Below are 23,759 nucleotides of genomic sequence, written 5' to 3' on the forward strand. Positions count from 1 at the left end.
CAGGCATGCACGCAAACAGACCCGGTCCGCACGCGGGGGGAGTCCATGGATGGACTCGGCCTTGAGGAGCGAGGAAGGGCTGCCCTCGCATGGCCGCCATGCGAGGGCAACGCGAGCTACGCGGAGACATTGAACAGGCTCTGACACTCACCACGGCAGCGCGTCGAGATCGACATTGCCGCCGGTGAGCACCACGCCCACGCGGCGCCCGGCGAAGCGTTCGCGCGCCTTCAGCACGGCCGCCAGCACGGTGGCGCTGGACACCTCCACCACCTGCTTCAGCTCGCTCCACAACAGGCGCATCGCGGCGACGGTTTCCGCGTCGCTCACCGTGACGACTTCCACGTGCTGTTCGCGCAACGCGTCGAAATTGGGTTCGCCCACCAAGGCACGCAGGCCGTCGCAGACCGTGTCCGGCGCCACGCTGACGACCCGTCGGCCGGCCGCCAACGAACGTGCCGCGTCGTCGGCGCCGGCCGGTTCGGCGCCGAACAGCATCAGCGCTGGATCAAGCGCGTGCGCTGCTATCGCCACGCCTGCGGCCAGCCCGCCGCCGCCGACGGGGGTGATCAGCGCATCCAGTCCTGGCGCCTGCCGCAGCAGTTCCAGCGCGATCGTGCCCTGCCCCGCCATCACCCGCGCGTCGGCATAGGGATGCACCAGCACCGCACCGGTCCGCGCCTGCACGTCGGCGCACATTGCCTCGCGCGCGGCCTGGGAGGACGCGCAACGGTGCAGCGTGCCGCCCGCGCGTACGATGGCGTCGAGCTTGGCCTGTACCGCGCCCTCCGGCACCACCACGTGGGCCTGGATACCGCGGGTGGCGGCAGCCAGCGCCAGCGCATTGCCGTGGTTGCCGGAGGAATGCGTGACCACGCCGCGCGCGGCCTCCTCGTCCGTCAGCGACCACACCGCATTGCAGGCACCGCGGAACTTGAACGCACCGCCGCGCTGCAGGTTCTCGCATTTGAAATGCAGCTCGGCACCGGCCAGCGCATCCAGTGCCGCGCTGCGCAGTACCGGCGTCACCGTGGCGTGTGGCGCGATGCGCGCGGCGGCGTCGCGGATGGCGTCGATGTCGGGCAGTGCGTTCATGCCGTGACGATCTCTACGCCGCAGCGATAGCGCCGTTCCGCGCCCGGCAGCAGTCGGATCGCGTCGGCGCACTCGGGTCGATTGAATGCGTTCGCCATGGCTTCCATCGGCTCCAGGGCGATTGCGCGGCGCACGTCGCGGCTGATCGTATCGGAGGTGAAGGCGTGCATCAGGCCGCTCTCCTGCCAGACCACCAGGGCGCGGCCGCTGGCCGGATCGCGCAGGTGCGTGCGGATGCGGCCGTCGGCATCGGCCTGCAGGTCGGTGTAGCCCTGGTCGATGATGCGATCGCCGATCACGCGCGGCTCGCGGAAGTCCAGCGCGGGCGCATCGTCCAGCGCCACGTAGGCAGCCTCGCCCGGCAGCGCGATCATGTCGGCGCCAGTGCGGACCAGCGTCTCGGCAGGAATCGCCAGCTCCCAGCCGTCCACGGTTTCGTCGGCCAGCCGGAAATACGGGTGCCAGCCGAAGAAGCACGGCGCCTCGCTGTCGCCGACGTTGCGCATCACCGCCTCCAGGGTCAGGCCGGCGGCATCCAGCGTGTAGGTCACCGCCAGGTCGATCGCATGCGGATAGCCGGACCGCGGGCGGATCGCGGTGGTGGTCAGCGTCACCTGAGCCTGCCGTTCGTCGGCGGCCAGCGCCGCCAGTTCGAACCTGGTGCCACGCACGAAACCGTGGCGGCTGGCGCGCGCGTCGCCGACCACGCCGGGCTGCAGGTCCTGCACCTGGCCGTCGAAGCTGTAACGCGCGTCGGCGATGCGCCCGGCGAATGGCACCATGATCGCGAAGCGCGAGCCGGAGTGGGCGGCGATCTCGGCATCGCTGCGGTAACCGTCGGCATAGTCGTGCCACGCGCCGCCCTCGTTCGCCTCGAAGTTCAGCAGCGCGGCGCCGCCGCGCGCGATGCGCACGCGGCGACCGCCTGCGGCATCCTCCAGCTCCACTACGGGCTGGGTGCCCAGCATGGCCTCGGCGGCATGGAAACGCGTCATCGCAAGCTCCGGTTGAAGGCGGGAAAGGGACCCCGCATGTTAGCCTGATCCACCCTCGCACCCGACCTCTCCGCGCATGAACGCACGCCCCGAAACCGCCACCTTGCCGATCCGCCTCGCCGACTACCGGGCGCCGGCCTGGCGGGTGGAGCGCGTGGAGCTGGATTTCGAGCTGGGCATCGACGCGACCGAGGTGGCCGCGAAGCTGCTGTTGCGCCGCGATCCCGCGCAGGACGAACCGCTGCGTCTGGAGGGCGAGCAGCTGGAGCTGTTGTCCATCGCGCTGGACGGCCAACCGCTGCCCGCCACGGCCTGGCGCCTGATCGAAGGCGGCCTGGAAGTGGATGGCGCCCGCGACGGCAGCGTGCTGGAAACGCGGGTTCGCGTGCATCCCGCCGCCAATACCGCGCTGGAAGGCCTGTACCTGTCCGGTCCGCGTGAAAGCGGCTTCCTGCTCACCCAGTGCGAGGCGCAGGGTTTCCGCCACATCACCTGGTTCCCGGACCGCCCCGACGTGCAGTCCACCTACACCGTGACCCTGCGCGCCGACCGCGCACGCTTCCCGGTGCTGCTGGCCGGCGGCAACCCGGACGGTGCCGGCGAACTGGAGGGTGGCCGCCACTGGGCGCGCTTCGTCGATCCGCACCCCAAGCCCAGCTATCTGTTTGCCCTGGTCGCGGGCCGGCTGGAGAAGATCGAGCGCGACTACCGCACCGCCGACGGCCGCAACGTGCAGCTGAAGATCTGGGCCGAAGCCGACGCAATCGACCGCTGCCACTACGCGATGGACGCGCTGGAACGCTCGATGCGCTGGGACGAGCAGGCCTACGGCCGCAACTACGACCTCGACGTGTTCCACGTCGTCGCCACCCACGACTTCAACATGGGTGCGATGGAGAACAAAGGCCTCAACATCTTCAACGCGAAGTGCCTGCTGGCCGACCCCGATTCCAGCACCGACGACGAGTACCGTCGCGTGGAAGCGGTGATCGCGCACGAGTACTTCCACAATTGGAGCGGCAACCGCGTCACCTGCCGCGACTGGTTCCAGCTGAGCCTCAAGGAAGGCTTCACCGTGTTCCGCGAGCAGAGCTTCTCGGCGGACATGAACTCCGCGCCCTTGAAGCGCATCGAGGACGTCTCGCTGCTGCGCCGCGCGCAGTTCCCCGAGGATGCCGGCCCGCTGGCACACCCGGTGCGCCCGGCCGAATACCGCGAGATCAACAATTTCTACACCGCCACCGTGTACGAGAAGGGGGCCGAACTGGTACGCATGCTGGCCGGCAAGCTGGGCGCGGCGGGCTTCCGCCGCGGCACCGACCTGTACTTCGCACGCAACGATGGCCGCGCCGCCACCATCGAGGATTTCCTCGACGCGCTAGGCGAAGCCAACGGCATCGACCTCACGCCCTACCTCGCCTGGTATGGCCAGGCCGGCACGCCGCGGCTCAGGGCGCACGGCGAATACGACGCCGCGCGACGCGAGTACGCGCTCACGCTGTCGCAACACACCCCCCCCGGCGCCGGGCAGCCGCACAAGCAGGCGTTGCCGATCCCGGTGAAACTGGCGCTGTTCGGCGCCGACGGCCGTCTGCTGCCGCTGCATCTGGACGGCCAGACGTCCACCGGCGGTACCGAGGCCGTGGTGGTGCTCGACCGCATCGAGCAACGCTATGTGTTCCGCGATGTGGCCACGCGTCCGGTGCCTTCGCTGTTGCGCGGCTACTCCGCGCCCGTGATCCTGGAGTGCGACTACGCGCCGGACGAACTCGCGCTGCTGCTGACCCACGATCCCGATGGCTTCAACCGCTGGGAAGCCGGGCAGCAGCTTGCCGTGCGCGCCTGCGACGCGTTGCGCGACGGCACGCCCCCGCAAGCCGTCGCGGCCTGGTGCGATGCACTGGCCGCCTTGTTCGACGATGCAGGACTCGACGCCGACCTGCTTGCCGACCTGCTCACCCCGCCCGGCGAAATCGAGCTGGCCGAACGCGAATCCGTGGTCGACCCCACGCGCATCCACATGCTGCGCCAGCAGCTGCTGCAACATCTTGCCGTGCGCATCGGCATCGACAAGCTCGACGCGCGCTACCGCGCGTTGGCCGCGCAATCCACGGCGGCGCTCGACGCTGCCAGCCAGGCCAATCGCCGCCTGAAGCAGCGCGTGCTGCAATTGCTGGCGCTGCTCGATCCGGCCAGGGCTTGTAGCCACGCCACCGTGCAGTACCGCCACGCACCGAGCATGACCGACCGCCTCGGCGCACTCACCGTGCTGGCGCGCCACGACACTGCACGCAGCGCCGAGCCGCTGGCGCACTATCGCGCCCATTACGCGAACGATCCGCTGGCGTTGGACAAGTGGTTCGCCTTGCAGGCGCAGTTGCCGGGCGAAGGCGCACTCGCCCGCGTGCAGGCGCTGGAAGCGGACCCTGCCTTCACCCTGAAGAACCCGAACCGCGCCCGCGCTCTGCTGGGCACCTTCGCCAGCGGCAACCCCACCGGTTTCCACCGCGTGGACGGCGCGGGCTACCGGCTCTACGCCGAGCGCCTGCTCGCGCTCGACGCGCTGAATCCGCAGATCGCCGCCCGGCTGGCCACCGCGTTCAATGGCTGGCAGCGGCTGGAGCCGCGGCGCCGCGAGGCAGCCCATGCCTCGCTCACCGCCCTGGCCGCCCACGACAAGCTGTCGCGCAACCTCGCCGAGATCGTCGGCAACATGCTCAAGAGCTGAGCGCGCGAACGGCGCCCTGAAACGAAGGCGGCGGCCTCGTGCCGCCGCCACACCCAAGTCCTGCGACGCTCCGCGTCACACGTCTCCGCGGCACCGCCTCATGCAGGCAGGCTCTTCAGCGCCGTGCGCAGCCGCACCATGCGCGACTCCAGCCGCGGCTTCAGCATCGCACGTTCGTTCTCCGCGCGATCCTCCAGGGTTTCCATCGCCATTTCGATCCGGCCGATCTCGATCAGCAGGTCGTGATGCGGAAAGAACTTTTCGAAATCGACGCTCATGCCCATGACACCCTCTCCCGATTTTCGCTCTCGCCGGAGGTAATGCATCGGTCGTGCCAGAGTGTGATTTGCATCACATTGGATGGTTGGACGGTGTAGCGGAACTGACGCGGCGTGTCAGCAGCTGTCATGCCTCGGCAGAAACTTCCATTTCAGTCACCGCGTGTTCACGTGCATGCGGTGAATATCGACCCACGGTCTGGCAGATAGACGGCCAAGCACCCCAAATTCCACAGTTTCTGGCGCCCGGCAATACGGTCATCCTGGATTCCCCCTGTTCCTGAGACCGCCGGGCGCCAGATCTAAACGACGAGACCCCGCATTTATGCGGGGTCTCGTGTTTTGGGCGGGCAAAACCTGCGGGCAAAAAACGACGGCGCCCCGAAGGGCGCCGTCCTGCTTCCTCTCACGGCACGTGACCAGGCCCCTGTCCTCCCGATCCCGGCGCGCGTTCCCGCACAGCCGCTGCCCATGAAAGTGCGACACGGATAATGCAGTTTGCGTGCCAAGCACCCCGCCCGCGCCGGCGCAGTACCATAGCCATCCCGGTTCCAGCCAGTTCGAAACGATGCTCCATCCCACCCGCTACGACGTGATCGTGATCGGCGGCGGCCACGCCGGCACCGAGGCCGCGCTGGCATCCGCGCGTACCGGCGCGCGCACCCTGCTGCTCACCCACAGCATCGAGACGGTGGGTGCGATGAGCTGCAATCCGGCGATCGGCGGCATCGGCAAGGGCCACCTGGTCAAGGAGATCGACGCGCTGGGCGGTGCGATGGCGCACGCGGCCGACCTGGCCGGCATCCAGTGGCGCACGCTCAATGCCTCCAAGGGGCCTGCGGTTCGCGCCACCCGTTGCCAGGCCGACCGCGCGCTATACCGTGCCGCCATACGTCACATCGTGGAAAGCCAGCCGAACCTGGACCTGTTCCAGCAGGCGGTGGACGACCTGATCCTGGAAGGCGGCCGCGCCGTCGGCGTAGTGACGCAAATGGGCGTTTCCTTCCGCGCCGGGTCGATTGTGCTCACGGCGGGCACCTTCCTCGCCGGCAAGATCCATGTCGGCCCCGCCCAGTACGCCGGTGGCCGCGCCGGCGATCCGCCGGCCAGTGCACTGGCCCGGAAGCTGCGCGAGCTGCCGCTGGCGGCGGACCGGCTCAAGACCGGCACGCCGCCGCGCATCGACCGGCGCAGCATCGACTTCAACGGCCTGGAGGAGCAGCGCGGCGACGATCCGGCGCCGGTGTTCTCCTATCTCGGCTCGCGCGACGAACATCCGCGCCAGGTGAGCTGCTGGATCACCCATACCACCGAACGCACCCATGCGCTGATCCGCGGCGCGCTCGACCGCTCGCCGCTGTACACCGGCCAGATCGAGGGCGTGGGCCCGCGCTACTGCCCGTCCATCGAGGACAAGGTGGTGCGCTTCGCCGACAAGGCCTCGCACCAGATCTTCATCGAACCGGAAGGCCTGGGCACGTTCGAAATCTACCCCAACGGCATTTCCACCTCGCTGCCGTTCGACGTGCAGCTGGCGCTGGTGCAGTCGATCAAGGGCTTCGAACACGCGCACATCACCCGCCCCGGCTACGCGATCGAATACGACTATTTCGACCCGCGCGGACTCAACCCGTGGCTGGAGACCAAGGCGATCCCGGGCCTCTACTTCGCCGGCCAGATCAACGGCACCACCGGCTACGAGGAGGCCGGCGCGCAAGGCCTGATCGCCGGCCTCAACGCCGCGCTGTCCGCGCAGGGCAAGGCGCCGTGGTATCCGCGCCGCGACGAGGCCTACGTCGGCGTGCTGATCGACGACCTGACCAGCAACGGCACCATCGAGCCCTACCGCATGTTCACCTCGCGCGCCGAATACCGGCTGCACCTGCGCGAGGACAATGCCGACCTGCGCCTCACCGAGCAAGGCCATGCGCTGGGCGTGGTGCTGCAGGAACGCTACGACGCGCTGCGCACCAAGCGCGAGGCGGTGGAGCGCGAGACGCAGCGCCTGGGCGCGTTGTGGGCTGCGCCAACCAACGCACTGGGCGCGGCGATCGAGCGCCAGCTCGGCATTGTGCTCAGCCGCGAAACGAATGCGCTGGACCTGTTGCGCCGGCCGGAGCTGGACTACACGAAACTGAGCAGCGTCGCCGGACTCGGCCCTGCCGTGGAACACGAAGACGTGGCCGCCCAGGTCGAAGTGCAGACCAAGTACGCCGGCTACCTGGAACGCCAGCGCGAGGAAATCGAACGCCAGCGCCGCCACGAGCAGACCGCGATCCCCTCCAGCTTCGACTACGACAAGGTGCGCGGCCTGTCCGCCGAAGTGCTGCTGAAGCTCAAGCGCACGCAGCCGGCCACCATCGGCCAGGCCGCACGCATCAGCGGCGTCACTCCCGCCGCCATCTCGCTGCTGCTGGTACACCTCAAGCGCCACGCCGCCTGAGCGCTCCAGCCATCCGGCGCGCTCCACAGCCATGCGCCCATGGCATGATGCCGGCATTCACCAGCGCGAGGAGTGTGCACGATGGAAATCTGGATCGGACGGGACGGCGAACGCCACGGCCCGTACAAGGAAGAAGATGTGCGCCAGTGGCTGCGCAGCGGCCAGGTCAGCGGCAGCGACCTGGCCTGGCGCGAAGGCCTCGCCGACTGGCAGCCGCTGTCGACGCTGTTTCCCGACGAGGTGCGCAGTGCCGCCCCTCCCGTCGCGGACAACCCCTACTCCGCACCCACCGCGCCGATGCAGAACCTGCCGCAGACCACGGCCGCGGCACTGGAGGATCACGCCGGCTTCTGGAAGCGCGTGGCCGCTTACATCCTCGACCTGATCCTGCTCACCATCGTTTTCAAGGTGATAGGCACGTTCTTCGGCATTTCCGCGGCTCAGGAAGCGATGAAGCAGGAAATGCTCAGCGGCACCCCCATCATGCAGGTCTACGAGCATTTCTACAGCACCACGTGGTCCTTCAACGTGCTGACCACGGTACTGACCTGGCTTTACTTCGCCTTCTGCGAAAGCTCGGCCTGGCAGGCCACCGTGGGCAAGCTGGCGCTCGGCATCCGGGTCACCAACCTGCAAGGTGCGCGCATCAGCTTCCTGCGTGCCACCGGTCGCTTCTTCGCCAAATATCTGAGCGTGTTGACCCTGTTCATTGGCTTCGTGATGGTGGCCTTTACCCGTCGCAAGCAGGGTCTGCACGACCTGATTGCGAGCACGCTGGTATTGAACGGCCGCGCCAGCGAATTCAAGGACGCAGCTGCCAAGTCCTCCACCAGCAGCGGTTCGTTCAACGCCTGATCCGGAAAAGTCCGACGGCAGCGGCACCGATTGATCGCGGTGCCGCTGCACTGCTTTGCTCCGCAATGCCCGTTCGCGCGCCGCCCCGGGATTGCATGTGCACACTCCCACGGCTGTTTTCCCAGCGCACCCTGCACCTCGCTTCGATGACCGTCAGCGAGTCCACGCCAGCGCTTCCACTGCGGGCCGCACCGTCACGCGTGCCTAATCATCGACTGCGTACACTCCCAGCGTCTTGCGCATTGGGTTCGAAGCCATGCCTGGGACCGATCCTGATAATGCCGGAATCTATCGGTTCGACAACATTCTGGTCGAGCCGGCCGCGCACCGACTGGAGCGCGACGGCCGACCGCTGCCGGTGGAACCGAAGGCCTACGCTCTTCTCCTGACCTTGTTGCGCCACGCCGGCGAATTGGTCAGCAAGGACGTGTTGCTGGATCGCGTCTGGGGTCATCCGCACGTCACCATCGGGGTATTGAACCGGGTGGTTTCGAGACTGCGTCGCACGCTGGGCGATTCGCCTGCACAGCCGCGTTACATCGCCACCGTGCACAGCCTGGGCTACCGCTTCATCGGCGACTTGCAATGCTCTCCCCCACCGGGAAATGGCGACTTCGAATTGCCGCCCCATGCACCGCCGCCGTGCTTGCCGACGCAGGCGCCAGCCACGGACAAACCGGCGGAGGTCGCGCAGCCGCCTTACCGTCGGCGCTTCACCGACGGCGACCAGTTCCTGAATTGCATCGACCTGCAGCCGTGCCTGAAACAGCTTGCCAACTGGGCCGCCCTTTTACCGTCAGGCCACACGCAGCGCCGCGCCATCCTCGAGGTGCTGGGCCTGGAGTATGCGCGACTTCGCGCAAGCGGCATGGCGACACCTGTGCTGGCTTACCACGAGGCGATACTGGCCACGCTGAAAGGCGATCGGCATGCCGCCCTCTCCGCATTGAGCCAGGCGATCGACGAAGGCTTCCGCGATGAACTTGCCTTGCGGCGCGATTTGGCCTGGCGCGCCTTGACCGATGATGCGGACTTCCATCATCAGCAAAAGCGGCTCGACGCGCTGCTGGCCGCCGAGCGGGCGCTGCACGAACGCTTGTCGGCACGCTGACTGCCTACACAGCCGCGACGCCGTGGGCGAGTCGGCCCGGCTCGCCCGACTGACGACACGCTGCGACGGGCTGGCGACATGACGCCGCCAGCCCCTTCCCCTGCTCCGTCATCCCGCAAGAAGATGGCACACTCGGATTCCTGCTTCGTTCGGCGGACCACCCCATCAGGCACAGCACCGCCGCGGCCTGCGGATAACGGACAAGCAGGGCGCATCCCGACTCAACGCGATGAGCCGACTTGTACCTGCGCCAGCGACAGGCGCCCCATCGGCATCGACGCCAGGCCTTGGCTGTACGCATGGCTCGAGACAGGTTCGGAAACCATCCGGCACCGGTTGCCGTCTGGCCTGGCGCTCTGCTTGCAATACACGTCGACGATGGCAAGCGTGTTCTGTGCGCCGTCGCGCAACTCGACCTGCCGAGCCAAACCCGAACCGACCGAGTTGTCGATGGCGACGGCGACAAACGGCGACTGCGCCATGCCCTGTTTCCGCAAGGCCTCCGAGCGCTCCGTCACCCGCTCCGCCTGCATGTATTGCATGTGCGTGTTGCCGACACGCACTTCCAGATCGAAGCCCGTGTCCAGGTTGACCACGTAGGCCTCGTATTGGCCTCGTGCGGCGGTGACGGTGACATGCTGCAAATTAGCGGTTTGGGACTGCTGCTGGGCGACGCTGGCGCCGCAAACGCAGGCGAGAGCCAGAGTGATGGCCGTGACAACGATCATACGTTTCATAAGCACCTCCACACGGACCTCTAGGTCCGTTCTGCGACGATAGGTCGGCGCACTGGCGCATGCTTGAGGAATTCCTGATGGATGGTCGTGGATTCGATGATGGTTTGCGGTGGCTGCGCCGGCGAAGCGCGTAGACCGGAAGCCCGGCGAACCGCACGATATGCGGTAAGCACGCTATTCCTTGGATGGCACCAGCCGGCCGCGTCATGGTCCGGGATCACCACCCGCGCACTGATGCCCTTTGCCCCCGTCGCGCGACCGCCGGATGCCGGCCCGAACCGGCGCCTCGGATCGGCATCCCATCCCGCAACGAGCCGCTGCTCGCCAAGCTCATGGCGAGACGCTTCATGGCGGGCGGGCCCGTCCGGGCGACTTGCTATCATCGACGGTCCCACCCGGCCCACATCGGCAACCAAGGAACCGTTCCAGTCCCATGCTCAGCATCGAACAACGCATTGCCCAGGACATCGCCGCGAAGACCGAACAGGTACGTGCGGCGGTCGACTTGCTCGACGGCGGCGCCACCGTGCCGTTCATCGCGCGCTACCGCAAGGAAGTCACCGGCGGACTGGACGACACCCAGCTGCGCACGCTGGAAGAGCGCCTGCGCTACCTGCGCGAACTGGAAGAACGCCGCGCCGCGATCCTGGACAGCATCACCGAGCAGGGCAAGCTCACCGATGCATTGAAGGCCGACATCCTCGGGGCCGAAACCAAGGCCACGCTGGAAGACCTCTACCTGCCGTACAAGCCCAAGCGCCGCACCAAGGCGCAGATCGCGCGCGAAGCGGGGCTGGAACCGCTGGCGACGGGCCTGCGCGACGATCCCACGCAGTCGCCCGACGCCTTCGCGGAACAGTTCGTGGATGCCGAAAGGGGCGTGCCCGACACGCGCGCCGCGCTGGATGGCGCCCGCGCGATCCTGATGGAGTCCATCGCCGAAGACGCCCATCTCGTGGGCGAGCTGCGCGACTGGCTGTGGGAGAAGGGCCAGATCCGCGCCAAGGTGGTCGAGGGCAAGGAGAACGAAGGCGCGAAATTCCGCGACTACTTCGACCACATCGAAGCCATTGGCAAGATTCCCTCGCACCGCCTGCTGGCGCTGATGCGCGCACGCAACGAGGGCATCATCGAGCTCGACCTGCAGCCCGCGCAGGATGCCGAGCAAGGCCATGCCGAAGGCGAGGGTCGTGTCGCCGCGCACGCCGGCATCCACGATCGCGGCCGCGCCGCCGATGCCTGGCTGCGCGAAACCGTGCGCCTGACCTGGCGCGTGAAGCTGCACCTGCATCTCACCCTGGACCTGTTCGGCCGCGTGCGCGAAGGCGCGGAGGACGAAGCCATCCGCGTGTTCGGCGACAACCTCAAGGACTTGATGCTGGCCGCGCCGGCCGGGGCCAAGACGGTGCTGGGCCTCGACCCCGGCATCCGCACGGGCTGCAAGGTGGCCGTGGTCGATGCCACCGGCAAGCTGCTGGCCACTGACACCATCTATCCGCACGAACCGCGTCGGCAGTGGAACGAATCGCTGGCCGCGCTGGCCCGGCTTTGCCAGAAGCACAACGTGGATCTCATCGCCATCGGCAACGGCACCGCCTCGCGCGAGACGGACAAGCTGGCCGGCGAGTTGATCAAGGGCCTGGCCAAGGCACACGCGGAACACAAGCTGTCGAAGATCGTGGTCAGCGAAGCGGGCGCCTCGGTGTACTCCGCCTCGGAAACTGCCGCGAAGGAATTCCCCGAGCTCGACGTGAGCCTGCGCGGCGCCGTCTCCATCGCGCGCCGCCTGCAGGACCCGCTGGCCGAACTGGTGAAGATCGAGCCCAAGGCGATCGGCGTGGGTCAGTACCAGCACGACGTAAACCAGGTGAAGCTGGCGCGTGCGCTGGACGCGAAGGTCGAAGACTGCGTGAACGCGGTGGGCGTGGACGTGAACACCGCTTCCGCCGCACTGCTGTCGCGCGTGGCCGGCCTTTCCGCCAGCGTGGCCGAGAATGTGGTGAAGCATCGCGACGCCCACGGCGCCTTCGCCAACCGCAAGGCCTTGCTCAAAGTGCCACGCCTGGGCGACAAGGCGTTCGAGCAGTGCGCCGGCTTCCTGCGCGTGCCCCATGGCGACAACCCGCTGGACACCAGCGCGGTGCATCCGGAAGCCTATCCGGTGGTCGAGCGCATCATCGCCCAGTGCGGCCGCGAGGTGCGCAACATCATCGGTGATACCGGCTTCCTGCGCGGCCTCAAGCCCGAGCAGTTCACCGACGAGAAGTTCGGTGTGCCCACGGTGCGCGACATCCTCAAGGAGCTGGAGAAGCCCGGTCGCGACCCGCGCCCCGAGTTCGTCGCACCCAGCTTCGCCGAGGGCGTGGAGGACGTGAAGGACCTGCGTCCCGGCATGATCCTCGAAGGCCGCGTCACCAACGTCGCCGCGTTCGGCGCGTTCGTGGACATCGGCGTGCATCAGGACGGGCTGGTCCACGTCTCGGCGCTGTCGCACACCTTCGTGAAGGATCCGCGCGATGCGGTGAAGGCCGGCGACATCGTCAAGGTGAAGGTGATGGAGGTAGACATCCCGCGCCAGCGCATCGGCCTGTCGATGCGGCTCGACGACGAACCGGGCCAGATGCGCGGCAAGCAGCCGTCCGGCGGCGATGTCCGTCCAGGCCAGCGCGACCACCGCGGCCCACGTCCGGGCGGCACGCCCAAGCAGGCGCCAGCCCCGGCCAACAGCGCTTTCGCCGACGCCCTGACGCGGGCGATCAAGCGCTGAATTCCCAGCAGCTGGACCGCATGCCGCAGCGATGCGCTGCAGCATGCGGTTCCGTATGGAATGCCGTACCGTAACGTCCAGCTAACAAGGCCATTCCGGCCGTGGGGAGTATTTCCATGCTTCGTACCCGTCACCTGGTCGGCGCCATCGCCACCGCCCTGCTGTTCAGCACCGCCGCCGGCGCCACCGACTTCAGCAAGGTCATCGTGTTCGGCGACAGCCTCAGCGACGCCGGCAACCTGTCGCTTTCCCAAGGCTCGCCGGTGCCGATGCGTTTCACCACCAACCCGGGCAAGACGGCGGCGGAGCTGGTCGCGGCCGGGCTGGGCGATCCGATCCAGGCCTCGCTGCTGGGCGGCACCGATTACGCCTTTGGCGGCGCCGGCGTGGTGCAGGGCGTAGCCCCCGTGCCGACGCTGCCGCAGCAGTTCCAGATGTACCTGGCCGCCAACGGCGGGCACGCCGATTCGGGTGCGCTGTACCAGGTCTGGGGCGGCGCCAACGACATCTTCTATCTGACCGGCACCAGCACGGATCCCAATGTGCTCGGCGCCGGCACGATCAACGTGGCGAAGACCGAACTCGGCCTGCTGGGCCAGATGCAGGCGAGCGGCGCCCGCTACGTGGTGGTCTACAACCTGCCGAACATCGGCCGCACGCCCGAAGCCCTGGCCGGTGGCGCGGCGGCTTCGGCCGGCGCCACCCAGCTGTCGGTGCTGTTCAATAGCACCTTGAGCTCGGGCCTGGCGCAGCTCAGCGGCCAGGGCCTCAACGTGATCCCGGTGAATACCTACGCCCTGATCAACGAGGTGGCCGCCAATCCTTCGGCTTACGGCTTCACCAACGTCACCGCGCCGGCCTGTACCGGCGGCAGCGGCAGCTCCGTGCAGTGCGGCCCGCAGGGATCGGGCACCCCGGTGACCTACGCCCCGGGCACCGACCAGACCTACCTGTTCGCTGACGGTGTGCATCCCTCCACTGCGGCGCACGCGATGCTGGCCCAGATCGTGTTGTCCGAAATCGCCGCGCCCGGCCAGATCTCGCTGCTGGGCGAGGCGCCGCTGGCCGCCAGCACCGCGCAGACCCGCGCGGTCCGCAATGAAATGCTGGCCGATGGCAACGGCAGCAACACCCGCGCCTTCGTCAACGTGGACTACGCGCACCAGAGCTTCGACGCGCAGAGCAACTCGCCGAAGGCCACCAGCAACAACGTCAACCTCACGCTGGGTGTGGACGTGCGCGCCAGCGACAACATCTCGGCCGGCATCGCGCTCGGCGTGGGCCAGCACAATGCCGACTTCGCCGGTGGCGGCGGCTACAAGCTGCAGGACATCAGCGGCCTCGGCTATGTCACCTACCACCAGGGTGGCGGCTACGTGGGCGGCTATGCCAACTTCGGCCAGTCCAACTTCAGCGACATCGACCGCCGCATCGCGATCGGCATCGCGTCGCGCAACGAAACCGGCAAGGCCGACGGCTCGCACCTGGGCGGTGGCCTCACCGGCGGCTGGTGGTTCGACTTCAACAGCGTGCGCACCGGCCCGTTCGCGAACGTCGAATGGCAGTCGATCAAGGTCAACGGTTACAACGAGGACGGCAACGACGGCACCGCGATGTGGTTCGGCCGCCAGCAGCGCAATGCGCTGATCGGTACGCTGGGCTGGCGCGTGCAAGGTCATTGGCAGGCCGGCAACACCATGCTGGCGCCCTATGCCGAAATCGCCTGGAACCACGACAGCAAGGCGGATGCACGCGACATCACCGCCGGCCTCAACAGCATGAACGGCAGCTTCGCCCTGACCGGCTACATGCCGGACAAGACCTGGGGCACCGCCGACCTGGGCCTGTCCGCGCAGTTCAATCCGCGCTTCAGCGGCTGGGTGGGCTACAGCGGCCGGTTCAGCGACAACAGCCAGAAGTACAACAGCGTCAACCTGGGCGTGAAGTACGCCTTCTGACGCCGGGGCTGGCGCCCGCAAGGCGCCAGCCAGCGCCCATGAAGTGCGGCCATGAACGGCCGCCCGTCCGGGTTTCGCGTTCACGCACGAACCCGCGAATGCAGCCATGAAAAAAGCCGTCCGCAATGCGGACGGCTTTTTCACATCCAGGCTTGGCGGTACGGCTTACTTCTTCTTGTTGCCGCCAGCGAGGCCGTAGATGGTTTCCGCCTGCTGACGCAGGCTGGAGGCATCGTCCGAACCCAGGTCGCCGGTCTTGCTGCCCGCCTGCTGCTCGTGCAGCACCACCATGCCGTTCTCGGTCCAGCTGACACGGTCGATCGAGCTCGGCGCAGCATCCTTGTTCGCCTTCCGCTGCTGCACGGCCACCCACGGCGCGCCGTTCCGGTAAGCGAAGTCGGTGCTGGTGAAGCCCTTGTCGCCGTAGTCCACCAGCTCGCGGATCACCTTCGTCTCGCCGTTCTGGCGGAACACCTGCCAGCCACGCGAGGCATTCGGGTCCAGCTTGGTGCCGCTGCTCACCTTCATGCCGCCGATCTGCTTGATCAAGCCGGTGAAGTCGGCCAGATCCTTCTCGGCCGGGGTCTGCTCGGCCACCAGCTCGATGCTGGCCTGGTTCTTGTTGCCCTTGGTCAGCACCGGCGCCTGGATCGGCATGGCGTAGTGGCGGGCGCCGTCGGTGAGGATGGCCTTCACCACGTACAGGTCAGCCGAATTGATCTCGCCCGGCTTGAAGGTCAGCTGGAACGAATAGGGGAAGGTGGCGCCCGAGGCCACCGTCTTGCTGGCGACCGGTGCCGCGCCGGCCTGGGTGGAGGACACGTCGACCAGGTTGATCACCAGCTGCGCGTTCGGCGACGGTTGGACCGTGCCGCGCACCGCGATGGTTCCGCTCACGGAACTGGCGGTTGCGGCGGCTGTCGAGCTGGCGCTGGCGGCGCCTTGCTCCGTCTGCGACGACGTCGACGAACCGCAACCGGTCAGGGCCAGCACGGCCATCGACGTCACCGACAAAACCATCTTACGCATGGGGGTAAGCCTCGTTACTGAATTGGATCGGACACGGAAACCGGCAAACACCGACACGCCTCGGTTTCATCGCGGGGGAAGCTCCGAGGATAGCCCAAAATGCACACCCGCGGGAAAGTCAAGCCGGTCTACTCGCGTTCTTGCGTGAACGTATACGAAACGGCCGCTTGAACCATACCGGACGGAACTTCTTGGCGGGGCTTATCATTTTCTCCACGGGAGATTTTGTTTCGGGCTGGGGAGGGCGAGACGCCTGGGCCGGAATGCTGGAGGCCAGGCAGCAATGGCAAGAAGCCGCACGGCCATGTGGTTTCTTCAGGCTGTCAACACGTTCTTTCGACACTGTCGCGCATAAAACTGCGAACACCTCCTGCCCAACCAGGGTAAGCCCTCATGAACACGCAAAAACACACGCACGACCCGCTCCAGTCGACCTTCGCCGATCGCATTAAATTGCTGATCCAGCGCGTGGGTAGCGCCACGGAAATCGCGCGTATGTGCGGTTTTTCCGAGGGCGTGGTACGCAGCTGGCGCGATGGCCACACTGATCCCTCGCGCGCACGCTGCGTGACCCTGGCTCGCACGCTGGGCATCTCGCTGGTCTGGCTGGTGGCGGGCGAAGGCGCCCTGCAGGTCGATCCGACCACCACCGGCGGTGATGACCAGCAGTACAGCTCCGAGACCGTCTCGCCGCACCGCGCCCGCGGTCGCATGAGCTACGCTGCTCGCCTGCCCGTGCACACGGATACCGCCGTCGACCCGCATCGGCTGAATACCGCCATGCAGATCCTGCAGTCGGAACTCGAGCTGGCCAACAGCCCGATGACGCTGGCCGACAACACCGACATGCTCAGCAATCTCTACGAGATCCTGGGCAACGACGGTTCCAGCGTGGATGCCACCGCCATGCTGAAGTTCAATCGCCAGCTGACCGAGCGCATCCGCCAGGCCAAGTCGCGCGACGTCGCCTGAGTCTGACCGACGCGTCATTGCAAACAAAAACGCGGCGCCCCAAAGGCGCCGCGTTTTTGTTTGGGTGACGGCCAGCGAGGGCTGACCGCCTGATTGACGCGACCTGGGACGTTCGCAGGGATCAGTCCCGCAGCAGTGCGATGTCAGCCACCTCGCCGAACGCGGCCTTCAGCCGTCCCAGCAAGGCGAGGCGGTTGCGGCGCACCGCCGGGTTCTCGGCATTCACCAGCACTTGTTCGAAAAACGCGTCCACTGGCGCCTGCAGCTGCGCCAGCCGCTTCAGCACGCTGGTGTAGTCGCCATGCCGCAGTGCTTCGGCGGTTTCCTTGCCTGCCGCGGTGAGCGCATCGGCCAGGACGCGCTCGGCGTCGCCCTCGAAATGCGCCGGGTCGACCGCCTGATCCGGCGCCACCGCGCCGCCCTCTTCGGTCTGCTTGCGCAGTATGTTCGCCACGCGTTTGTTCGCGGCGGCCAGGCTGGCTGCTTCCGGCAGCCGACCGAACTCGACCACCGCGTGCAGGCGGCGGTCGAAGTCGGGCAGTGTGGCCGGCCGCACCGCGAGCACGGCTTCGTAGGTCTCGGCGGAGCAGCCCTGTTCCGCGTAATAGCCGCGCAGGCGATCCAGCAGGAAGTCGCCCAGCTCGGCTGCCAGGGCCGCGCGTCGCTGGCCGATATCGACCACGGGTGGCTTGCCATCCTTGCCTGGCTTTACGCCGGCCACGAAGGCCGCCTCGGGCAGCAGCTCCAGCGCCTCGACGAAGGCGGCCCGCGGATCGAGCTCCAGCTGCCCTTCGATCAAGGTACGCGCCAGGCCCAACGCGGCACGGCGCAGCGCGAACGGGTCCTTGTTGCCGCTGGGCTTCATGCCCACCGCGAAGATGCCGGCCAGCGTGTCGAGGCGCTCGGCCACGGCCAGTACCTGGCCCAGCTTGTCGGCGGCGATGCCGTCGCGGGCGAAACGTGGCTGGTAATAGCTGTCCAGCGCCACGGCCACCTCGGCCGGCTCGCCGTCGTGGCTGGCGTAGTAACGCCCCATCACGCCTTGCAGCTCGGGGAATTCACCCACCATGCGGGTGAGCAGGTCGCACTTGCTGAGGGAGGCCGCGCGTGTGGCGGCGCCCGCATCGGCGCCGACGCGATTGGCGACGATGCGCGCCAGCTCGGCCACGCGCACGCTCTTGTCCCACAGGCTGCCCAACGCCTGCTGGTAGGTGACGTTCTTGAGCTGCTCCTGGTAGTTCGCCAGCGGCGTCTTCAGGTCCTCATCCCAGAAGAACTTCGCATCGGCGAAGCGCGGGCGGATCACCCGCTCGTAGCCCTTGCGGATCTCGGCCGGCTGCTTCGACTCGATGTTGGCGATGCCGATGAAGTGCTCGCTGAGCCTGCCATCCGCATCGAACACCGGTACGAACTTCTGGTTGGTCTCCATGGTGGTGACCAGCGCCTCTTGCGGTACCGCGAGGAAGCTGCGCTCGAAGCCGCAGGCGATCGCCGCCGGCCATTCGGTGAGGTTGGCGATCTCGTCCAGCAACGCATCGTCCAGCCGCGGCACACCGCCGGTTTCCTTTGCCGCCCGCGCCACCTCGGCCTGGACGCGCGCGCGCCGTTCGGCCGGATCGGCCAGCACCTTGGCATTGCGCATGGCGTCGAGCCAGCCGTCGGCATCGGCCACGTGAACCGGCTGCGGGTGCATGAAGCGATGGCCGCGCGACTTGCGGCCGCTCTTGAGGCCCAGCACCTCGCCGTCCACGATGTCGGCGCCATGTAGCATCACCAGCCAGTGCGCGGGGCGCACGAAGGCGTAGTCGTGGTCGGCCCAGCGCATTGGTCGCGGGATCGGCAGGCCCTTGAGCGCCTCGTCCACGATGTCAGGCAGCAACGACGCCAGCGTCTGGCCAGGCTTGACCGCGCGGAACACGAACCACGCGCCCTTGTCGGTCTCGAGCTTTTCCAACTGCTCCACAGTCACACCGCAGGACTGCGCAAAGCCAAGCAAAGCCTTGCCGGGCTTGCCGTCCGCATCCAGTGCGGCGTTGATCGCCGGACCGCGGCGCTCGACGGATTGCTCCGGCTGCATCGCGGCGACGTGGGGAATATGGACGGCCAGACGGCGCGGCGAGCAATAGGCACGCGCACCGGCGTCGAAAGCCACACCGTGCTTCGCAAGCCCGAGCATGACCCCCTCGGCGAATCGCCGAGACAGTTCGTCCAGCGCCTTGGGCGGCAGTTCCTCGGTGCCCAGTTCGATCAGCAGCGACTTGGCGGCGCTCATGCGGCCTGCTCCTTTGCGTTCTTCTTCAGGCCCGGGAAGCCGAGCTTCTCGCGCTGCGCTACATAGGTCTCGGCCACGCTGCGGGCCAGTGCGCGCACACGCAGGATGTAGCGCTGGCGCTCGGTGACGCTGATCGCGCGGCGCGCGTCGAGCAGGTTGAAGGTGTGGCTGGCCTTCATCACCTGCTCGTAGGCCGGCAACGGCAGGTTCGCCGCGATGAGCTGGTTGGCGGTGGCTTCGCACACGTCGAACCAGCGCAGCAGTTCCGCCACGTTGGCGTGCTCGAAGTTGTAGGTGCTCTGCTCCACCTCGTTCTGATGGAACACGTCGCCGTAAGTCACCTTGCCATGCGGGCCCTGCGTCCAGACCAGGTCGTACACGTTGTCCACGTTCTGCAGGTACATCGCGAGACGTTCGAGACCGTAGGTGATCTCGCCGGTCACCGGCCGGCACTCCAGGCCGCCGGCCTGCTGGAAGTAGGTGAACTGGGTGACCTCCATGCCGTTCAGCCACACCTCCCAGCCCAGGCCCCAGGCACCCAGCGTGGGCGACTCCCAGTTGTCCTCGACGAAACGCAGGTCGTGCACCAGCGGGTCCAGGCCCAGTTCCTTCAACGAGCCGATGTAGAGCTCGAGGATGTTCTCGGGGTTCGGCTTCATCACCACCTGGTACTGGTAGTAATGCTGCAGGCGGTTCGGGTTCTCCCCGTAGCGGCCGTCGGTGGGGCGGCGCGAAGGCTGCACGTAGGCCGCTGCCCAGGGCTCGGGACCCAATGAACGCAGGAAAGTGGCCGGGTGGAAGGTGCCGGCGCCGACCTCGGTATCGAGCGGCTGCAGCAGCACGCAGCCCTGTTCCGCCCAATAGCGGTTGAGGGTCTGGATCACATCCTGGAAGGTACGTGCGGACATGGCTTTCCGTGACCGTGAGCAAAGCGCGCTAGTATAGCTGCAGCGCGGTTTTTCGCCGTTGTATCGCGCCTTCGGGGGAGTTGTGAGAATGGCTGCATCACCGCAAATCGCAACCCTGCTCGGCCGCCGCGGCCGACTGGAACTGGACGAGCTGCTCGCCGCCCTGGTGGTCGACGGCTACGTGACAGCCGAAGACGCCAAGCAGGTGCGCATGGGCTCGCGTTCCGGACGCAGCGCGGTGGAGCTGCATCCGCTGGTGCTGATCGCCAATGCGAAGCTGTCGAACCAGCGCGAACCGGGGCGCCCGCTCAGTCTGGAAGGCCTGGTCGAATGGCTGGCCGGGCATGCCGGCCTGCAATATCTCAAGATCGACCCGATGAAGGTCAACGTGGCCGCGGTCACCCAGGTGGTGAGCCATGCCTATGCGCAGCGGCACCGCATCCTGCCGGTGGCGGCCGCGCCCGGTGAGGTGACTTTCGCCACCGCCGAGCCGTTCGACGCGGCCTGGGCCACCGACCTCTCGCATATGCTGCGGCGGGACGTGCACCGCGTGGTGTCCAGTCCCATCGACATCAACCGCTACCTGCAGGAGTTCTACGGCGTCCAGCGCTCGATCCAGCTGGCGCAGGATGCGAAGAACAATGGCGGCTATGACACCTCGGCGATCCTCAACTTCGAGCAGCTGGTCGAGTTGGGCAAGAGCGGCGAGGTGGGCGCCGACGACCGCCACGTGGTGCACATCGTCGACTGGCTACTGCAGTACGCTTTCGAACAGCGCGCCTCGGACATCCACCTGGAGCCGCGCCGCGAAGCCGGACAGATGCGTTTTCGCATCGATGGTGTGATGCACAAGGTGTTCGAGTTGCCGCCGCCAGTGATGAGCGCGGTGACCGCGCGCATCAAAATCCTCGCGCGCATGGACGTGGCCGAAAAGCGCCGCCCGCAGGATGGCCGCATCAAGACCCGTTCCAGCACCGGGCGCGAGGTGGAATTGCGCGTTTCCAGCATGCCTACCGCCTTCGGCGAGAAGATGGTGCTGCGCATCTTCGACCCCGACCTGGTGGTGAAGGACTTCGCCCAGCTGGGTTTCTCCGCGGGCGAGGCGGAGCAGTGGCGGCACATGGTGGAGCGCCCGCACGGCATCGTGCTGGTCACTGGGCCTACCGGCTCGGGCAAGACGACCACGCTGTATTCCACGCTCAAGCACCTGGCCACGCCGGCGATGAACGTGTGCACGGTGGAAGACCCGATCGAAATGGTCTCGCCCGAGTTCAACCAGATGCAGGTGCAGCCCGCGATCGATCTCGATTTCGCCGCCGGCGTACGCACCCTGCTGCGACAGGACCCGGACATCATCATGGTGGGCGAAATCCGCGACCTCGAGACCGCGCAGATGGCGGTGCAGGCCTCGCTCACCGGCCACCTGGTGCTCTCCACCCTGCACACCAACGACGCGCCCAGCGCGGTGACGCGACTGCTCGACCTCGGCGTGCCGCACTACCTGATCCAGTCCACGCTTGCCGGCGTGGTGGCGCAGCGGCTGGTGCGTACCCTGTGCCCTTACTGCAAGCGCGAAGCCGCGCAAGACCCGCACGAATGGGCCGCGCTCACCCATGGCTGGCCGCTGCCGGTGCCTGAGAAGGTATGTGCACCGGTCGGTTGCCTGGAGTGCCGCAACACCGGCTTCATGGGCCGTACCGGCATCTACGAGATGATGCCGATCTCGCGGCGGCTGCGCGGCTTGGTCGCGGCGCAGCTGGAGCTGGGCAACTTCGGCCAGACCGCATTGTCCGAAGGCATGCGGCCGCTGCGCATTTCCGCGGCGGAACAGGTCGCGCGCGGACTCACCACGGTGCAGGAAGTGCTCGCCGTGTTGCCGCCGATCGAAGCGCCCGACGAACCGACGCAGTCCCACTCTTTCCAGCCATCTCCTCAAGCATGAAGCCCGTCCTGATCATCCGCACCGGCCGCGCGCCGGACGCTATTCGTGCCCGTCACGGCGATTTCCCACACTGGTTTCGACTTGGTGCGCGGCTGCCGCTGCAACAGCTGCAAGTCGTCGACGTCGCGGCCGGTGATGCGCTGCCTGCACCACATGCCGTGGCCGGCGCCATCATTACCGGCTCGGCAGCGATGGTTACCGAGCGCGCGTCCTGGAGCGAGCGCACGGCAGGCTGGATCCGCGATGCGATGGACGTGGAACTGCCACTGTTCGGTGTCTGCTTCGGCCATCAGCTGATGGCGCATGCATTGGGGGGCCGTGTCGACTATCTCCCGGGTGGCCGCGAGATCGGCACGCAGCCGATCGAAAAGCTGGCATCCGCAGCGCATGACCCGCTGGCTGCCAAGCTGCCTGCGAACTTCCGAGCCCATACCACGCATGAGCAGAGTGTGCTGGAAGCCCCAGCCGGTGCCGTCGTGCTAGCGCGTTCGGCGCGCGACCCGCACCAGTTGCTGCGCTACGGCCCGCATGCGCTGAGTACGCAGTTCCACCCGGAATTCAGCGCCGACGTGATGCGCGCCTACATCCGCCGGAAGCGTGTCGACATGCGGCGCGAAGGGTTCGACCCGCAGCGTAGTTTCCGCGAAGTGGCGGCTACGCCGATCGCACGCGGATTACTGCATCACTTCGCCCGCCACCACGGGCTGTCGCATGGCACCCGCCACCGCTGAAGATCAGTGGCGGAGGCGGCGCGCGATCGCGTCGCGCGAGAACAGGGCAAACACCAGGCCGAACATGAAGCCGCCGATGTGCGCCCACCACACGTAGGCGCCATAGCTGGGGCCGGCATAGCTGAAAAGTAGTTGCAGCAACACCCAGATGCCGATCAGCAGGAAGGCCGGCACCCGCACGAATTCCAGGTAAAGGCCTAGCGGCAGCACCAGCCCCAGGCGCGCTCGCGGAAACAGTGCCATGTAGGTGCCCACCACGGCGGACACCGCGCCGCTGCAGCCGATGATCGGCAGACGCAAGCCAGCCAGTGAAAGCGCGCCGATCAGGTTTGCCACGATGCCGCCGGCCACGAAGAGCAGCAGGAAACGCAGCGAACCCAGCGTGCGCTCGCCCGGCAGCCCGAAGATCACCAGGAACAGCAGGTTGCTCAGCAGGTGCAGCCAGGTGACATGGATGAACAGCGCGGTGAACAGGCGCAGCAGCGAGTGATCGGTCAGCTGTGGCCAAAGCGGTTCGTGCGCATTGAAGATGTTCGCCGGCACAGTGCCCCATTCCTGCAGCACTGCGATCCGCTGCTGCGGCGGCAACAGGGCCAGCCACACGAAGCACAGCACGCACACGCTGACGATGAGCAGCGTGGCCCACTGCCATTGCTGGCGTCGGCGTGTCTCGACGTGTACAAACAAGATCGCGCTCCGCAGTCGCCGCCATCGGCTGCCCGTGCATCATAGGGGATAGCGCAGCCGATCCCGCCGCTGCAGCTTACAATGCGTGCCGCGGTTTCTATCGCGCACAAACAAACGCCCTCACCGATAACGGTGAGGGCGTTTAAGGATAAAGCCCCTGGCGGTGACCTACTCTTGCATGCGAGATGCACACTACCATCGGCGCGGCTGCGTTTCACTTCCGAGTTCGGGATGGGATCGGGTGGGACCAC

17 protein-coding genes and 1 rRNA gene are annotated in these 23,759 nt (G+C 67.2%); 9 read left to right on the forward strand and 9 right to left on the reverse strand.

Features of this window, described 5'->3' with window-relative positions; translation table 11 throughout:
- Positions 1-147 precede the first annotated feature (147 nt).
- Entirely contained in the window at positions 148-1,095 is a 948-nt protein-coding gene (locus ISP14_RS07665; protein WP_404537782.1) for a pyridoxal-phosphate dependent enzyme, read from the reverse strand.
- The gene (locus ISP14_RS07670; RefSeq protein ID WP_404537784.1) at positions 1,092-2,090 is read right to left on the reverse strand and encodes an aldose 1-epimerase; all 999 of its coding nucleotides are present in this window, start codon (positions 2,088-2,090) and stop codon (positions 1,092-1,094) included. Before ISP14_RS07670 ends, ISP14_RS07665 begins: the two co-directional genes overlap by 4 nt.
- A gap of 76 nt (positions 2,091-2,166) precedes the next feature.
- Between ISP14_RS07670 and pepN the strand changes: the two genes are divergently transcribed.
- On the forward strand, positions 2,167-4,818 hold the full coding sequence (gene pepN / locus ISP14_RS07675; RefSeq protein WP_404537786.1) for an aminopeptidase N: 2,652 nt from the start codon (positions 2,167-2,169) through the stop codon (positions 4,816-4,818).
- A gap of 98 nt (positions 4,819-4,916) precedes the next feature.
- Here the strand turns inward: pepN and ISP14_RS07680 are convergent, their stop codons facing one another.
- Complete coding sequence (locus tag ISP14_RS07680) at positions 4,917-5,096, reverse strand: hypothetical protein (RefSeq protein ID WP_404537788.1); 180 nt, start codon at positions 5,094-5,096, stop codon at positions 4,917-4,919.
- Positions 5,097-5,664: 568 nt separating this feature from the next.
- Here ISP14_RS07680 and mnmG point away from each other — a divergent pair.
- The 3 genes from mnmG to ISP14_RS07695 all read left to right on the forward strand — a co-directional run bounded on the left by mnmG (position 5,665) and on the right by ISP14_RS07695 (position 9,505).
- Complete coding sequence (gene mnmG, locus ISP14_RS07685; protein WP_404537838.1) at positions 5,665-7,539, forward strand: tRNA uridine-5-carboxymethylaminomethyl(34) synthesis enzyme MnmG; 1,875 nt, start codon at positions 5,665-5,667, stop codon at positions 7,537-7,539.
- An 81-nt stretch (positions 7,540-7,620) separates the two neighbouring features.
- The gene (locus tag ISP14_RS07690) at positions 7,621-8,394 is read left to right on the forward strand and encodes an RDD family protein (protein WP_404537790.1); all 774 of its coding nucleotides are present in this window, start codon (positions 7,621-7,623) and stop codon (positions 8,392-8,394) included.
- Positions 8,395-8,650: 256 nt separating this feature from the next.
- Positions 8,651-9,505 (forward strand): winged helix-turn-helix domain-containing protein, encoded by an 855-nt coding sequence (locus ISP14_RS07695; protein ID WP_404537791.1) that lies wholly within the window; start codon positions 8,651-8,653, stop codon positions 9,503-9,505.
- Positions 9,506-9,726: 221 nt separating this feature from the next.
- On the opposite strand, the gene ISP14_RS07700 is transcribed toward ISP14_RS07695, so the two are convergent.
- Positions 9,727-10,242, reverse strand: a complete 516-nt coding sequence (locus ISP14_RS07700; protein WP_404537793.1) for a hypothetical protein — start codon at positions 10,240-10,242, stop codon at positions 9,727-9,729.
- A 433-nt stretch (positions 10,243-10,675) separates the two neighbouring features.
- Between ISP14_RS07700 and ISP14_RS07705 the strand changes: the two genes are divergently transcribed.
- Positions 10,676-13,009 (forward strand): Tex family protein, encoded by a 2,334-nt coding sequence (locus ISP14_RS07705; RefSeq protein WP_404537795.1) that lies wholly within the window; start codon positions 10,676-10,678, stop codon positions 13,007-13,009.
- Positions 13,010-13,125: 116 nt separating this feature from the next.
- Positions 13,126-14,967 carry an autotransporter domain-containing protein gene (locus ISP14_RS07710; protein ID WP_404537797.1) on the forward strand — a complete coding sequence of 614 codons (1,842 nt, stop codon included), beginning with the start codon at positions 13,126-13,128 and terminating at the stop codon, positions 14,965-14,967.
- A 165-nt stretch (positions 14,968-15,132) separates the two neighbouring features.
- Here the strand turns inward: ISP14_RS07710 and ISP14_RS07715 are convergent, their stop codons facing one another.
- A complete protein-coding gene (locus ISP14_RS07715) occupies positions 15,133-15,996 on the reverse strand; it encodes a YbaY family lipoprotein (protein ID WP_404537799.1) in 864 nt (287 codons plus the stop codon).
- 393 nt (positions 15,997-16,389) lie between these two features.
- Between ISP14_RS07715 and ISP14_RS07720 the strand changes: the two genes are divergently transcribed.
- Positions 16,390-16,968: a helix-turn-helix domain-containing protein gene (locus tag ISP14_RS07720; RefSeq protein WP_404537801.1), complete on the forward strand. Its 579-nt coding sequence runs from the start codon at positions 16,390-16,392 to the stop codon at positions 16,966-16,968.
- A gap of 121 nt (positions 16,969-17,089) precedes the next feature.
- On the opposite strand, the gene glyS is transcribed toward ISP14_RS07720, so the two are convergent.
- On the reverse strand, positions 17,090-19,240 hold the full coding sequence (gene glyS, locus ISP14_RS07725) for a glycine--tRNA ligase subunit beta (protein ID WP_404537803.1): 2,151 nt from the start codon (positions 19,238-19,240) through the stop codon (positions 17,090-17,092).
- A complete protein-coding gene (glyQ, locus tag ISP14_RS07730) occupies positions 19,237-20,148 on the reverse strand; it encodes a glycine--tRNA ligase subunit alpha (protein ID WP_404537805.1) in 912 nt (303 codons plus the stop codon). The genes glyS and glyQ overlap by 4 nt, the downstream gene beginning before the upstream one ends.
- Before the next feature lie 88 nt (positions 20,149-20,236).
- On the opposite strand from glyQ, the gene ISP14_RS07735 reads away from it, so the two are divergent.
- Both ISP14_RS07735 and ISP14_RS07740 read left to right on the forward strand, forming a co-directional pair.
- Positions 20,237-22,090, forward strand: coding sequence for a GspE/PulE family protein (locus tag ISP14_RS07735; RefSeq protein ID WP_404537807.1), 1,854 nt, complete (start codon positions 20,237-20,239; stop codon positions 22,088-22,090).
- Positions 22,087-22,821 (forward strand): glutamine amidotransferase, encoded by a 735-nt coding sequence (locus tag ISP14_RS07740; protein ID WP_404537809.1) that lies wholly within the window; start codon positions 22,087-22,089, stop codon positions 22,819-22,821. Before ISP14_RS07735 ends, ISP14_RS07740 begins: the two co-directional genes overlap by 4 nt.
- 3 nt (positions 22,822-22,824) lie before the next feature.
- On the opposite strand, the gene ISP14_RS07745 is transcribed toward ISP14_RS07740, so the two are convergent.
- Positions 22,825-23,508, reverse strand: coding sequence for a rhomboid family intramembrane serine protease (locus ISP14_RS07745; protein ID WP_404537811.1), 684 nt, complete (start codon positions 23,506-23,508; stop codon positions 22,825-22,827).
- Positions 23,509-23,663: 155 nt separating this feature from the next.
- A 5S ribosomal RNA gene (rrf, locus tag ISP14_RS07750) occupies positions 23,664-23,759 on the reverse strand; the annotation flags it as partial.

The sequence above is a fragment of the Dyella agri genome (assembly GCF_044904705.1).
Lineage (GTDB): Bacteria > Pseudomonadota > Gammaproteobacteria > Xanthomonadales > Rhodanobacteraceae > Rhodanobacter_A > Rhodanobacter_A agri.

Bases quoted from the DNA above. Each gene is read 5' to 3' on its own strand.
- ISP14_RS07710 (WP_404537797.1), top strand. From the start codon at position 13,126: ATGCTTCGTACCCGTCACCTGGTCGGCGCCATCGCCACCGCCCTGCTG.
- ISP14_RS07665 (WP_404537782.1), bottom strand. From the start codon at position 1,095: ATGAACGCACTGCCCGACATCGACGCCATCCGCGACGCCGCCGCGCGC.
- ISP14_RS07705 (WP_404537795.1), top strand. From the start codon at position 10,676: ATGCTCAGCATCGAACAACGCATTGCCCAGGACATCGCCGCGAAGACC.
- pepN (WP_404537786.1), top strand. From the start codon at position 2,167: ATGAACGCACGCCCCGAAACCGCCACCTTGCCGATCCGCCTCGCCGAC.
- ISP14_RS07700 (WP_404537793.1), bottom strand. From the start codon at position 10,242: ATGAAACGTATGATCGTTGTCACGGCCATCACTCTGGCTCTCGCCTGC.
- glyQ (WP_404537805.1), bottom strand. From the start codon at position 20,148: ATGTCCGCACGTACCTTCCAGGATGTGATCCAGACCCTCAACCGCTAT.
- ISP14_RS07695 (WP_404537791.1), top strand. From the start codon at position 8,651: ATGCCTGGGACCGATCCTGATAATGCCGGAATCTATCGGTTCGACAAC.
- ISP14_RS07670 (WP_404537784.1), bottom strand. From the start codon at position 2,090: ATGACGCGTTTCCATGCCGCCGAGGCCATGCTGGGCACCCAGCCCGTA.
- ISP14_RS07690 (WP_404537790.1), top strand. From the start codon at position 7,621: ATGGAAATCTGGATCGGACGGGACGGCGAACGCCACGGCCCGTACAAG.
- mnmG (WP_404537838.1), top strand. From the start codon at position 5,665: ATGCTCCATCCCACCCGCTACGACGTGATCGTGATCGGCGGCGGCCAC.
- ISP14_RS07735 (WP_404537807.1), top strand. From the start codon at position 20,237: ATGGCTGCATCACCGCAAATCGCAACCCTGCTCGGCCGCCGCGGCCGA.
- glyS (WP_404537803.1), bottom strand. From the start codon at position 19,240: ATGAGCGCCGCCAAGTCGCTGCTGATCGAACTGGGCACCGAGGAACTG.
- ISP14_RS07715 (WP_404537799.1), bottom strand. From the start codon at position 15,996: ATGCGTAAGATGGTTTTGTCGGTGACGTCGATGGCCGTGCTGGCCCTG.
- ISP14_RS07720 (WP_404537801.1), top strand. From the start codon at position 16,390: ATGAACACGCAAAAACACACGCACGACCCGCTCCAGTCGACCTTCGCC.
- ISP14_RS07740 (WP_404537809.1), top strand. From the start codon at position 22,087: ATGAAGCCCGTCCTGATCATCCGCACCGGCCGCGCGCCGGACGCTATT.
- ISP14_RS07680 (WP_404537788.1), bottom strand. From the start codon at position 5,096: ATGAGCGTCGATTTCGAAAAGTTCTTTCCGCATCACGACCTGCTGATC.